The organism is Nitrosopumilus sp. S4, from assembly GCF_054515835.1.
Map to the genome: position 1 here is coordinate 614,107 of NZ_CM137258.1, position 12,877 is coordinate 626,983.

14 protein-coding genes and 1 tRNA gene are annotated in these 12,877 nt (G+C 36.1%); 7 read left to right on the forward strand and 8 right to left on the reverse strand.

Features of this window, described 5'->3' with window-relative positions; translation table 11 throughout:
• The first annotated feature begins 84 nt into the window (after positions 1-84).
• From ACX119_RS03355 to ACX119_RS03370, 4 genes are all read left to right on the forward strand, one after another.
• Positions 85-933 carry a TrmB family transcriptional regulator gene (locus ACX119_RS03355; protein WP_459351722.1) on the forward strand — a complete coding sequence of 283 codons (849 nt, stop codon included), beginning with the start codon at positions 85-87 and terminating at the stop codon, positions 931-933.
• A gap of 164 nt (positions 934-1,097) precedes the next feature.
• Complete coding sequence (locus ACX119_RS03360; RefSeq protein ID WP_459351723.1) at positions 1,098-1,262, forward strand: hypothetical protein; 165 nt, start codon at positions 1,098-1,100, stop codon at positions 1,260-1,262.
• A gap of 461 nt (positions 1,263-1,723) precedes the next feature.
• The gene (locus ACX119_RS03365) at positions 1,724-1,888 is read left to right on the forward strand and encodes a hypothetical protein (RefSeq protein ID WP_459351724.1); all 165 of its coding nucleotides are present in this window, start codon (positions 1,724-1,726) and stop codon (positions 1,886-1,888) included.
• The gene (locus ACX119_RS03370; RefSeq protein WP_459351725.1) at positions 1,885-2,037 is read left to right on the forward strand and encodes a hypothetical protein; all 153 of its coding nucleotides are present in this window, start codon (positions 1,885-1,887) and stop codon (positions 2,035-2,037) included. The genes ACX119_RS03365 and ACX119_RS03370 overlap by 4 nt, the downstream gene beginning before the upstream one ends.
• On the opposite strand, the gene ACX119_RS03375 is transcribed toward ACX119_RS03370, so the two are convergent.
• Positions 2,029-2,241, reverse strand: coding sequence for a hypothetical protein (locus tag ACX119_RS03375; RefSeq protein WP_459351726.1), 213 nt, complete (start codon positions 2,239-2,241; stop codon positions 2,029-2,031). The two genes, ACX119_RS03370 and ACX119_RS03375, sit on opposite strands and share 9 nt — an antisense overlap.
• 169 nt (positions 2,242-2,410) lie before the next feature.
• Between ACX119_RS03375 and ACX119_RS03380 the strand changes: the two genes are divergently transcribed.
• Positions 2,411-3,256 carry a TrmB family transcriptional regulator gene (locus tag ACX119_RS03380; protein WP_459351727.1) on the forward strand — a complete coding sequence of 282 codons (846 nt, stop codon included), beginning with the start codon at positions 2,411-2,413 and terminating at the stop codon, positions 3,254-3,256.
• Between the two features lie 111 nt (positions 3,257-3,367).
• The gene (locus tag ACX119_RS03385) at positions 3,368-8,518 is read left to right on the forward strand and encodes a hypothetical protein (RefSeq protein WP_459351728.1); all 5,151 of its coding nucleotides are present in this window, start codon (positions 3,368-3,370) and stop codon (positions 8,516-8,518) included.
• Positions 8,519-8,556: 38 nt separating this feature from the next.
• Here the strand turns inward: ACX119_RS03385 and ACX119_RS03390 are convergent, their stop codons facing one another.
• Together ACX119_RS03390 and ACX119_RS03395 are read right to left on the reverse strand one after the other, a co-directional pair.
• Positions 8,557-9,087 (reverse strand): OsmC family protein, encoded by a 531-nt coding sequence (locus ACX119_RS03390; protein WP_459351729.1) that lies wholly within the window; start codon positions 9,085-9,087, stop codon positions 8,557-8,559.
• 56 nt (positions 9,088-9,143) lie between these two features.
• A tRNA-Val gene (locus ACX119_RS03395) sits at positions 9,144-9,237 on the reverse strand.
• Positions 9,238-9,331: 94 nt separating this feature from the next.
• Here ACX119_RS03395 and ACX119_RS03400 point away from each other — a divergent pair.
• Entirely contained in the window at positions 9,332-9,580 is a 249-nt protein-coding gene (locus ACX119_RS03400; RefSeq protein WP_459351730.1) for a hypothetical protein, read from the forward strand.
• Between the two features lie 2 nt (positions 9,581-9,582).
• On the opposite strand, the gene ACX119_RS03405 is transcribed toward ACX119_RS03400, so the two are convergent.
• The 5 genes from ACX119_RS03405 to dps form a co-directional block, all read right to left on the reverse strand.
• The gene (locus ACX119_RS03405) at positions 9,583-9,750 is read right to left on the reverse strand and encodes a 50S ribosomal protein L40e (RefSeq protein ID WP_459351731.1); all 168 of its coding nucleotides are present in this window, start codon (positions 9,748-9,750) and stop codon (positions 9,583-9,585) included.
• 31 nt (positions 9,751-9,781) lie between these two features.
• Entirely contained in the window at positions 9,782-10,699 is a 918-nt protein-coding gene (locus ACX119_RS03410; protein ID WP_459351732.1) for a succinate--CoA ligase subunit alpha, read from the reverse strand.
• Positions 10,696-11,802 (reverse strand): succinate--CoA ligase subunit beta, encoded by a 1,107-nt coding sequence (locus ACX119_RS03415; protein ID WP_459351733.1) that lies wholly within the window; start codon positions 11,800-11,802, stop codon positions 10,696-10,698. The genes ACX119_RS03410 and ACX119_RS03415 overlap by 4 nt, the downstream gene beginning before the upstream one ends.
• A 40-nt stretch (positions 11,803-11,842) precedes the next feature.
• A complete protein-coding gene (locus ACX119_RS03420) occupies positions 11,843-12,172 on the reverse strand; it encodes a hypothetical protein (protein ID WP_459351734.1) in 330 nt (109 codons plus the stop codon).
• A 112-nt stretch (positions 12,173-12,284) separates the two neighbouring features.
• Entirely contained in the window at positions 12,285-12,872 is a 588-nt protein-coding gene (dps, locus tag ACX119_RS03425; protein WP_459351735.1) for a DNA protection during starvation protein, read from the reverse strand.
• Between the last annotated feature and the right edge of the window lie 5 nt (positions 12,873-12,877).

Genomic DNA, 12,877 nt, shown 5'->3' on the forward strand with positions numbered 1-12,877 from the left:
TCGGTTCGCATGGTTCGAACCAAATTTTGTGCCTATGCGAAAACCTTGGTTATATCGATTGTAACCATTAGTTTCTTCAGAACAATGACCCCCCAACAAGAAATCAGCATGTTTGATATTGAATCAGACACAGAAATGTACAAGCATAAACTCACTCTTGAGAAGATAAGAAATGAGTTAATCAATTTTGGCCTTACCAAAAGTCAGGCAAAGGTGTTCATCTATCTTGGAAAGTATGGATCGAAGACAGCTTCAGAGATAGCAAAAGCACTACAATTGCCTAGAACCGAGACATATCATCTCGTGAACTCATTGCAGAATTTTGGATTGGTAGTCTCAGAACTGTCACATCCAACAAGATACACTGCAATGGATATGAAAGAGGCCATTTCTACACTCGTAAAGCAAGAGCAAGAAAGAATTGACATCCTTGCAAACAAGGAAGAATCGCTATCTGAGATGTGGAAAGAAATTCCATTCTTTATGGTTGAAACTGACGAGTCAAAATCTGAAAAGATGCAATTACTCCATGGTTCAGGACCAATTAACAACAAAATCCGAGAAATGGTAAATTCTAGTACAGGCGAATTTAGAATTTACGGCAGCGTCTCTGATTTGCTCAGAATGTATCATGCTGATGTGTTTGATTGGGTTGAGGACGCACCAACAAATCTCAAAATAGTTGTATCACCATTATCAAAAACACCTGAATTCCTAGGTGAATTTGATTCCGATGAGATTCGAGCATTTCCAGCAAAAGCTGAAAACAAATGTTTCATTGTAAATGACAAAAAAGAAGTTCTCATCTTTATGAGAAATGCAAACCATCCTACCAGACAGGTATTTGCATGGTGGTCTGATTCAGACGTCCTAGTTGAAATGATGAGTTCTCTCTTTGAATTGTCTTGGGAGAAGGGAGGCGCAATATATTGACCCTTTCAATTATCGACCCACAAATGGAGTCACTACTCAAAATGACCAATGATGTATTTTCCAAGATTAAACAACAATCCAAGGAGGACACACTATGAACCCTCTAAAACAATTCTATTTGCTACTCACCTGCCAGGTTGAGGAATTAGCCCGGGAGATTGATGATGAACATTTGTGAAGATAGGCACATTCCAAAGTATTTGGTTACCTACAAGCCTGCAATGAATGGTCAGCATAATCCTAAATGGCTAGTATGTGAAGGATGTCTTGCAACAAGAAAGTGCTTTGGTGATGAATCTGATATTGAAGCAATGGAGATAATAGCATGAGTCTATGTCCAATATGTTCAAAGTCTTACACTGATGGTAAGAAAAATTGCTGCTCTGTCGATTGTTATCTTAAATATCTTCAATTTCAAATTGATGAGTGCTTTAAGCGTGATACTTCTCATACACGCCTATTGACCTGCTAAAAATACCTAAAAATCAACTAAAGCACTTGGGGTTCGCATGAATCGATACTAAATTGCAGTCATATCGAAATCCTTGGTTATATCCATTGTAACCTACTATACTATGAATAAAGATGAACACACCATCCAAAATCCAAAGAAAAGATTCCACTTCAGAATTTTTTGTAGAGTCTGAAATGGCAAATCTCATAGAAATGACCCAAAATGTAGTCATGAAGATAAAAAACCACACCATGGGGGTCTACGTATGAGTGCCTTTAGACAATTCTACCTATTACTCACATGCCAAGTTGAGCAATTAGACCGGGAGATTGAAAATTGAATATCTGCGAAGATAGACACACTCCAAAATATCAGGTAACCTACAAACCTGCTAAGAATGGTCATCATGCTCCTAAATGGCTAGTATGTGAGGCATGTCTTTCCACTAAACAGTGCTTTGGAGAAAAAGATCAGATAGAGACAATGGAGATTTTGGCATGAAAACCTGCCAAGTGTGTGTTTCTCCATTTGTTACTGGAAAAAAGGAGTTTTGTTCAAACCAATGCTATCATGATAATCTCCAAGCACGTTTAGATGAATGCTTTAGAAACGACACTAGTCACACAAAACTATTGTCTTCTCTAGTGTGAAAAGCATAGGTGTTTGTTATCTGTTGCAGAGATAACATCTAACCATCTATTTTTTTCAAAATTATATTTTTCATGATTTCTAACAAAGTCCTTGATTGCCAGACTTATTGTATGTGCATCAAGATTTTCTTTGTTTTTTAGTATGGTTTGAAGTAGATTCTCCTTTGATGACTCAAATTCAAATTTGGCCTGGTATACATCCATGCTGTAATATTTGAAATCTTAATTTTAATAATTACTACTATATTACAAGTGGAATATTATTTGTTAAATTAGACATTTTTTAAATTATGCCTACATTCATACTGTAAGATTTACCATATCTGGGAATTTGGGGATCCAGTTATTAATTAAAAATAATTACAAAATTTCAGTGAATTCAAAAGAAATAACCCTATTTGATAATCAATCGGATACTCAATTATACAAATACAAAGTTACACTAGAGAAAATAAACAAAGAACTAATTGGATTTGGCCTTACAAAAAGCCAAGTCAAAGTTTTCATGTATCTGGGAAAATATGGCTCAAAGACTGCATCTGATGTTTCCAAGTCTTTGCAGATTCCTCGAACTGAGACATATCATTTGATAAATTCTATGCAAAGTATGGGTCTAGTAGTAGCAGAGCTAGCACATCCAACAAAATACCATGCAATAGAGCTAAAAAAAGCAATAGAGACACTGGTAAGACAAGAGCAAACCAAAGTTGATGCCCTAGCAGAAAAAGAAGAGATGCTTTCTGCAATGTGGAAAGAGGTTCCATTTTTTGCAATAGATACGGATGAATCAAAAACAGAAAAGATGCAGATGCTTCATGGTACTGGTCCAATTTTTAACAAAATAAAAGAGATGATTGATTCAAGTGTTGATGATTTCAAAATATATGGTAGCATGCAAGATGTAATGAGATTTTACCATTCAGATGTTTTTGAGTGGTTAGAAGAGTCTCCAACAAATATGCAGTTATTGATATCCTCATCTGATACAACACCTGAATTCCTATCTGAGATAAATTCCAGAAATATTCGCACCATGGAAAACAAATCAAACAAAATGTGCTTTTTGATAAATGATTCAAAACATGTTCTCATCTTTATGAGAAATGCAAACCATCCAACAAGGCAGGTATTTGCATGGTGGTCTGATTCAGATACTCTGGTTGGAATGCTTGATTCTTTATTTGAACTATTTTGGGAAAAATCTGATTTACTAAAATAAAATTTTAGATAATTTTCATAATAAAGGCATACCACAAAAAGTTCGCCAATTAGATATATCTTTTTTATATTTAAAATTTATGAAAACTATGACCGTCATAATTTATGAGAAATGCTTACTAACTATGTTTGCCAATCAAATTCCACAATAATGAAAAACCAAATCTTCACCACAGTGATATTATCTGTTTTAATTTTTACTGGAAGTGTATCTCTAAGTGATTTTTTAAATGTGGATGCTCAGACTACAAATCTTTATGTTTCTGCAAGCAATCCTTCGACAAACAATAGATTCTCAGGTCCTCAGGTAATAGAAGTTGTAATTCGTGATCAAACTCTTTCTGATACTGGACAAGGAAAGGGAGAGCCCAATGTAACTATTAATGGAAAATCTCTTAGAATGGTTCAGGCAACTGATGGAAATTGGTATGCGTATTTTGCTGACAGAAAACAAGCTCAAATTGCAGACAGTACAGTTGGTCTGACGGGAAAAGGACTTGACTTTGGAACTCTCTGTACTAGTTCTACTTCTGTTCTTGGTGTGTCAGTTAGTCAAACTCAAGGAATTGCCATACCCCTAAGTGGTACAGGAATTGGAGGTCAAAATGGCGTAAACCCACCAAATGAAATTTCAAATGATTGTACTTTTTCAACCCCTCATACAAAAAATAACATTAACGTTGTAAGACAAGCAAAAACTATCAATCCTGGTAGTGGCAGTGTTGGTCTTGGTCAAATTGGTTTGGCATCAGCAGACTTATGGCCATTTATTCAACTATATGATTTCACAAAAGGTGGAAATGTTGTTATTCAATACAACAAAGGAGGTGGTCCACAACAAGCAACACTGACTTTTGATAATGCTGATCAACTAGTCAAACATGAACTTGACAGAACTTCATATCCAAGATCATCTGATGTCAATCTCACAATTACTGATCTCTCACTTAACATAGATCCTACAGATGAGGATTCTTGGTCCTTTGGAACAACAATTTCAGATCCATCTGTCTATTATTTGCTATATGAAGAATCTGGAAAACTAGATTCTGATGGTACTGCTGGTGCTGTCAATTTAGTACCTAGTTTGAACTCACTAATGTTCAAAAATAATGGTATTCTTAAGATAAATCCCAGTTCACAAGGACAAACAAATGTTCTGACAATTAAGGACAATGAAAATTCTGCAACAAATGGTGATGGTGAGATTGACATATCTTTGATTGCAACCTCAGCTGGCACAATTACATCTGGAAAACAACCAATAACAATTACTGAAACATCTCCTAACAGCAGTGTCTTTACTACATATGATTTTAACAATGATTCTGTTCTGATTACCACTCAGAATGCACTAAGGGGTACATCTGCTACTATAGAGTATAACAAAAAATCAGTATCACTAGTTATTGGATTTGGAAAAGCAACACTGATTCTTGATGAAAAACTGAAAGGAACTGAGTGGAACTCTGGGGAAGAGATGCCTGTTATTTTGACTGATTCAGATGCCAACAAAAATAATTTGAGAAAGGAGGTTCTAGATTTGTTTAATCCTGCCTATAAGGCAATTCCTGCTTTGAGTACTGGTGATCCATATACTCTAGGTGAGAGTGGCGTTGAAGGTGCAACGAAGATTCTGTCCTCATTTCTTTCTGGATTCACACTAGTTCCTAATGATGATAAATTCACTCTGACTTCTCCCGTACTTGGAACATTCACAAATACTGTTGTAGAAAAGTTCAGCGACAGAGCAAGAATTGATCCAATTGTGTCTACCAATGCAAATGCACTTGTGATTGATTTGAAAACTCCTCTAAAAGAACTACATAATTCAATTAACAACCCATTTGATGCTTCTAAAAATTTCAAAGGAATTAACATGTTCAACTATGATATTCGCTCACTTAATGATACCATTAGTAACGTGGATATTTACTTGCTAGTTGGAACATCTTCCTCTACAATACTTGACTCTTTAGGAAATCCTGCAAATAATTTGACTGCAATTAAAATAGCATCTGATACTAGGCTACAAAATCTTATAAATCTCAATTCAACCAAACAGATTGCAAATCCTCAAACTCTGCATTCTAATTTATTTTCACAAAGTTTTAGCGGCAATGAACCAATCGGATTGATGTTTGCTTTCTCAAATATTCAAAATATTGGAACACAAACCAGACCAATAGTTGCTGACTTTTTCTCTTATGGTTTGATTGATGATGGTCTAGAAAAAGCAGATAGGATTGCAAACCAAATAGTTCGCCTTGAAATGGAAGAAATCAAAAAAGACGCTGGAAAATTTAGAGGAAGTTTAGAATACATTGCATTAAACCAACTAAACATATTTGATGAGAAAACATATGAAAAAATTATTACAATTGATGATGAACCTGTGTTCATAATTATTGATGAGCTTAAAGGAAACAATGCACCACGTTTGAGCTACAATGATTTAGGCTCTGATGGTGTTCTTACTGGAATATCTGATCAACAGGATGTTCTTTCCCATCCTGGAACTATTGCCCTTTCAGCAAAATCATACAAACCTGGAGATGTTGTAACTGTAACAGTTTTTGATAAAGACCTTAACACTGATTCAGACCTAGTTGATATTTTCACAGTTGTGAATCCTACCATGTATCCAAGTGATCCTGCAGCTGATACTGTTGGAATGGCTAATCTTGGATTAACTAAAGATAATCAACCCTTTGGTAGGTTAATGGAGATTACATTTGATGGTGAAAGATGGCTAAAATCTACTATCTCATCAAATGGTAAACAATGCTCTCCAATTACTGGACTTGATGGACTGTACTCTACTGGGTTCACACTAGTAGAGACAGGAACCAAAACAGGAGAATTCCAAGGAAATTTCAAAATCCCTTCTGAATACTGCTCCAGAAACAGTGGTGGGTCAGTAAAATCAGTTAGTGGAGTTGATATCGGTGCAAGGTACTATGATTTTAGAGGTCAATCAAGTCAAGCCTCCATCACAAAGTCTGTCTCTTCAGTTGGCGCTACAAGTGGATTTGTAAAACTAGATAGAACCGTATATCCTGTTCCATTTGGCTCAGTCTCTGACTTTTTTGATTCTGGAAAAACAACATCCACTAGTCCAAATGATCTTTCTATATTCCCATTTCATTTAACTGCCATTACAAAAAATGGTGACAAAAATGCAATTGATAAAGGAGAGGAAATTGGACCAAAGAACACTCTGCTTCATGTAAGAATTCATGATGCTGATTATAATTTATCTCCAAATGGGGAGGATGTAATTTCACAAAATCTTCCAGGAACTTCAAATGGTCTAGTTAAAGTTATGGTGACACGCGGAACTTCAACTGTTGTTTTAGCTACTGCTGGTGGTGAGCAAGCAAAAACAGGAGTCATTACAATTGGCAAGAACACTCAATCCGGTATAACAAGAGAGCTTGGACCTATTCAGGAAATCTCTCCAAGCTCTGGTGTTTTCCAGTTTGATTTGCCTATTAGATACACTGATGGTCCTTCATCTGCAAAATGTCCGTTGACTCCTGATTCAAAATACACTCCTTTGGATAAAACAAAGACCGGAGTGCTAGCACGATTTAATGCAGCACCTGCAACTGGAAGTTACTGTATTTTGCAAGGTGACATTATTACAATAGAGTATACTGATTTGGCTGATGGTTCTGGCTCACAAAGAACTGTAACTGCTTCTGCAAAGTTTGATCTTAGAATGGGTACTTTGCAATCAGATCAGCAATCTTACATTATTGGACGAGATGCTATTTTGACATTAATTGATCCTGACCTTGATTTTGATTCTTCAAAAGCTGAGACATACTCTTTAGATATTTTAAAGTGGTCATCAAGTGATGCCAAGACTACTATGGGTGCATTAGGTGGAGCAGTTACTAATAATGGTAAAATCTTTGATCCCGAACCTTTTGGATTAAGAGAGACAGGCCTTAACACAGGAATCTTCCAAACTGTAATTGAAATCCCCTCTGAGATAAATGGAAAACCAATGTCTAGAGGTGAAAAAATTACTCTTGAATATACTGATTGGGGTCCACCAGGAGCAGACTTTGTTGGCTCAGAAGATCAAGATGTAAAACTACAATTCCAAACATCAAACTTGCGTTCCCAGATTAACTTGGATAAAAAGATCTATTCTTGGACTGACAAAGTCTACATTACAATTGTAGCCCCTGATCATAACTTTGATAAATTCAAAATTGATGAAATTGGAACCACTGATGCAAATGAGATAAAAATATCTACACGTGGACAAAAACTCTCACAGTACAAACTAGTTGAGACTGGATTTGATACTGGAATCTTTACTGGTTCTGTAATTCTTACTGGCTTCAAACATGATGCTGATGGAAATCCTTCAAGTGGTGATATTGATGGATACGATACTTCACCTAGAACCACTCCTGCCAAAAAGGGTGGACCGACAAATGGATTTATTGAAACCAAAAATGATGACGGAATAACTGTTTCATTTAGATACTCTGAACGAGACACAATTACGTCTTCTGCTTTGATAAAATGGAATATTGGTGATATTCAATGGAGTGAATCTCAAAATTCAGAGAATGGTATTGGCATTATTCGTGTAATTGATCCTGACATGAATCTAAATCCTGAAACAGTAGATACTTTCACAATAGATGTTTGGTCTGACTCTGATCTAGGAGGAGTTGATCTTACTGTTGTAGAAACTGGCAAAGCAACTGGTGTTTTTGAAGGATACGTTACATTTACCTCAAAGGATCAATCATCTGGCTCTAAACTCAGAGTAACTGAAGGAGATATTGTTACGGCAAGATATGAAGACAATACCCTTCCAGCTCCATATACAAGAGCCGATGAGTTGAAAATCTCTGCAAGTACAATGATTGGTCTAGTACATCCTCCACTGGAGCGAGCCCCTGCAGAAAATCTTAGACTAGTTGATCCTCTAGGTAGCTCTGTAACTAAAGTCAATGTTGGAAAGCAAATTCAAGTAACTGCTGATATTTTCAACAGTAAAGTTGCTAACCAGCCATTTGTCTATTTTGTACAGATTCAGGATACAGATGGTGTAGTTCAATTATTGTCATGGATTTCAGGTAACATTGTTCAAGGTCAAGCGTTTTCTCCTTCTGCATCCTGGTTGCCAGAAAAACCTGGTGAGTATGATGTGAGTATTTTTGTCTGGAGCAGTCTAACTAATCCGATGGCAATAAGCCCTTCATTGGAAATGAAAGTAATGGTAACTGAATGATTTTTTAAAAAATGAATTCTTTTTATTGATTCAAAATTCTAAACTATCTTGGCATCTACATTGATTTTGTGTGACATACTATACATTGCGGGGCATCGTTCTTCAGCCATTGCTAATACTTCTTGAAGCCTTTCCTTGTCAGCATTCTCGCTTTCTGCCTCTACCTGAAAATTAATTCCTTCTGTAATTGGTTCATCTGAAACATCCAATGTTTTTGCAAAATTTATCTGACATTGTGTTTTTACTTTTAGTTTGGTTAGTTTGATTTTCTGTTGTGCAGCAATTCCAACAAATGTTCCAATAAAACATGATGTTATTCCTGCAACACAATATGCCATTGGGCCTAGTCTGTTTCCCTGACCTCCTAGAAATGATGGTGAATCAACCTCGATAATTTGCTTTCCTTTTTCATATCCAAGTTCTGTTTTGAATTGAAATCCATGACTTTGATCTAATATCCATTCTCCTTCAAGCTTTACTGGCTTTCTTAGAGACTCTTTATCCTCTCTTCCTTTTTGTGCAGTTTGGGAAATTTTGGTTAAATCTACATTGTTAATAATTTCTGTCATGCTGCACTTTACATTTTTTTACTTATAGACATTTCCTGAATTTGCAAAACTGAAAATGGACCGGATGGGATTTGAACCCACGACCTTTGCGGGGATTGCTCCCTTACGCAGTGTGAGTGCGTCATCCAAACCAAACTAGACGACCGGTCCAAAGTTTCTACAAAATGACGAGTTTTTTTGTCTTTGCTATTTTGTGATACTGATATTACCTTGAGCTTTTCTACTGATTTTAGAATAAACTGATATGTCCTTACAAGAATTTGATGCCCTAATTGATAGAATGCAATTGGCATTAGAGTATGCAGAGAATTTGGGACAGTATGTTGAAGCTGCCAAAGTTCTATATCAAATGAATGATCAACTACCTGATGATATTCAGATACCTTTAGAAGAATTAGATAATTCTGATGCTGCAAAATCATTTGTATCTAAATACAAAACTGAGCTAAGATCTGCAATTGTATCTTATAGACAAAGATTGTTAAATTACTAGTTCTATTTCTTGACGCCGAGGTTTCTGTTCTTTAATCTCAGATATGGGTTTCTACATTTTCTGCATCTTTTAGCACCAACATCATTTCTGCAACCACAGTTAAAGCAAATTCTCATTACAAGACGTGCTTGTTGTGCAATTCGTTTCTTTTCTGGGTCTGTGATTGGCATTTAATTTTCACCTATTTCTCTCCCTTTTATTCTAAGCGGATTTTTCCATTTTTCCTGCTAGTAATACTGGAACTTCTGCAGGTCTTTTTGCCACTGGAATGTTGGCTTTGTTAAACATTGAGACTTTAGATTCTGCAGAACCATATGTTCCCATTACAATTGCTCCTGCATGTCCCATTCTCTTCTCTTTAGGTGCTGCACGTCCTGCAATGTATGCCACAGTTGGTTTCTTGAATCCTGAATCAATAATTTTCTGAGCTAGCATCTCTTCAGAGTCTCCTCCAATTTCTCCAACAATTACCAATCCTTCTAAATCTGGAATGTCTTTTACCATATCAAATGCATCAATTAGTCTAGTTCCATTAATTGGGTCGCCCCCAATTCCTATTGTTATACATTGACCAAATCCTGAATTAGTTAGTGCATCTGAAATTTCATAAAGTAAAGTTCCACTCTTTGATAGTACAGCAATGTTTCCTGCTTTGAAAGGCATTGCTGGCATGATACCAATTTTTATCAATTCTGGAATCATAATTCCTGGTGTGTTTGGTCCAATTATCACAGCGTCATTTTTGTTTGCAATGTCAAGTAATTCCATGGTGTCTCTAATTGGAACATGTTCTGGAATTGCAACTAGTAGTTTGATTCCTGCCTCTAATGCCTCTTTTCCAGCAGATAAGAAGAATTTTGCAGGAACAAAGACAATGGATATTTTTGCACCCGTTGCCTCTACTGCCTCTTTCATTGTATTGTAAATTGGTACACTGTCATTCCATGTCTGTCCGCCTTTTCCAGGGGTAACTCCTGCAACAACATTTGTTCCATATTCCACCATGTTTTTCGCATGAAGTGATCCATATGATCCTGTGATCCCTTGAACGATGACTCCTTTATTTTTATAATCAGAATCTTCCTGCTTTCCTTTGAGCAATCCAAAAATGTCCGTCATTTCTTTACTCCCATTACTGCAGCATTAATTGCCTCTTCAACTGAATCATAAATTTTTGTTCTAGAACCTTGAAGCATTTCTTTTGCTTTATCTGATTCTGTTCCTTTTAGTCTAGAGAACACTGGCAAGTCAATTAGATTATCTTCGTATGCTTTAAGAAATGCTTCAGCTACTACTGTGGTCTTTACAATTCCTCCGTAGAGATTTACAAGAATTCCTTTTACTCTTTTTATTTTACTGATCAATGTTAATGCTTCATAAACTGATTCTGTTGTTGCACCGCCACCAACATCAAGAAAACATGCTGCCTTTCCGCCATTATCTGATAACATATCAAGTGTAGACATTACAAGTCCTGCACCATTACCTACTACTGCAATATCTCCATCAAGCTCCACAAGTGAGAAACCACTTTTTTCTGCTCTCTCTTCTATCTCTGTCTTTTCTTGATATTTTTGCAGCTCATCATGTCTGAAATTACTATTATCATCTGTTACAAATTTACCATCAAGGGCCATGATTGAATCATCTTGCATAATGGCCAGTGGATTAATCTCTGCAAGCTCTGCTTCTTTTTCAATTGTTAATTTTGATAATTTTTTGAGTGTGTCGACAAATTGGTCTGCAGTTTTTCCAGTAAGACCCATCTCTTTTGCAACTTCTTTTGCAAGTCCATCTGAGACATCTCCTAATCCTACCTCTTTGATGATTTGGTTTTTAACTGATTCAATTTCAACTCCTCCTTCAGCTGATGCAATAATTGTGTAACATCTCTTTGAGCGATTCAAAAATAATGACAGATACAATTCTTTTTTGATGTCTGCCATCTTTTCAAGAAGTATGGCTCTTGCCTTTTCTCCTTTAATTGTCAAATCCATTACTTGTGGATACTTTAATTCAAACTCATCATCGTTTTTGCAAACCTGGATTCCACCTGCCTTCCCACGTCCTCCAACTGGGACTTGGATTTTAATTACAAATGGATATCCTAACTCTTTTGCGTGCTTGCGGCCTTGTTCAATATCAGTTGATGCCTTACTATCAAGTAGATTAATTCCATATTCTCTGAATAATTCCTTTGCTTGAAATTCTAGTAAACGCATGCAAAATTTGTGAATTTTACGGTCTTTATTAACTATGATGTTATTTTAGCTGCTCTTCAAGAAAATCAATCATCTCCAAAAAGCGATCTTTACTTTTTCTCAATAATTCCTGAGGGTACTCTTGAATAGTAAAAACAAATTGCTGATGAAAACTTGGAACCAAAACTCCTCCTGATGTAACCATCTGTTCAATGACATATCCTTTTGTTAGAGTACAAACAATTTCCTCATAGGATTCGTCTTCTTCTTCTAAGGTTTGTCTGTACAAGACAATTGGTTTGTTTGTTTTTGCAACAATGTTTGAGCCTTTTTCTAACAGATCTGATAACTGCTGAATCTGCCAAGCATCAAGGCTGATTTGCTTTACCACAATATTATAATGTCATTTTTCTATATAACCGTGATAAAACAGCTCATATTCACAACGTGTCGTTATTCAAATCACATTAATTATTACTAAAAGAAAGAAAATGATTTGGCACTTATGCCATATCAAGTGCTCTAGAGTGTTTTCTTGTGTGTGGTCTCTCACCTGAATATTTTCGTCTCATGTGTCCTGATGGTCTTCCATAGATTAACTCTAGGAACCATGACTCATGTTCGATCTCTTCAGCTAAGATGTCTTTTGCAATATCATATGTAGCAGGATCTTTGCCGTGGGTCATCTGGCATATTTTATTCCAGTTGACTATTGCACCCTGTTCTGCTTTGAGACATTTCTCTAGAATTGCTTTATGATCTGTTGGATTTGCTGGAAGTTGTAGGAATTCACAACCAGAAATTTTGATAAATTCTGTTGCGTCATTTGGAAGCGAACCTCCTAATTGGTAGATTCTCTCAAGACATGATTCAAAGTGACTAAGATCTTCTAGTCTTGCATCCTCGATAATTCCTTTGAGTCCTTCTCCTTCCATGCCTGTACAATGTGCTCTGAGATTGGTAAAGTAATAGTATGCAGTAAATTCAACTGCAGCATTTTTGATTAACTCTTTTACCAGCTCATCAACATCAAGGCCGTTTTGTTTTAGAACGTTTATTCCAACAACATTTGGGGCTTTTGATTCGGACATTTGAT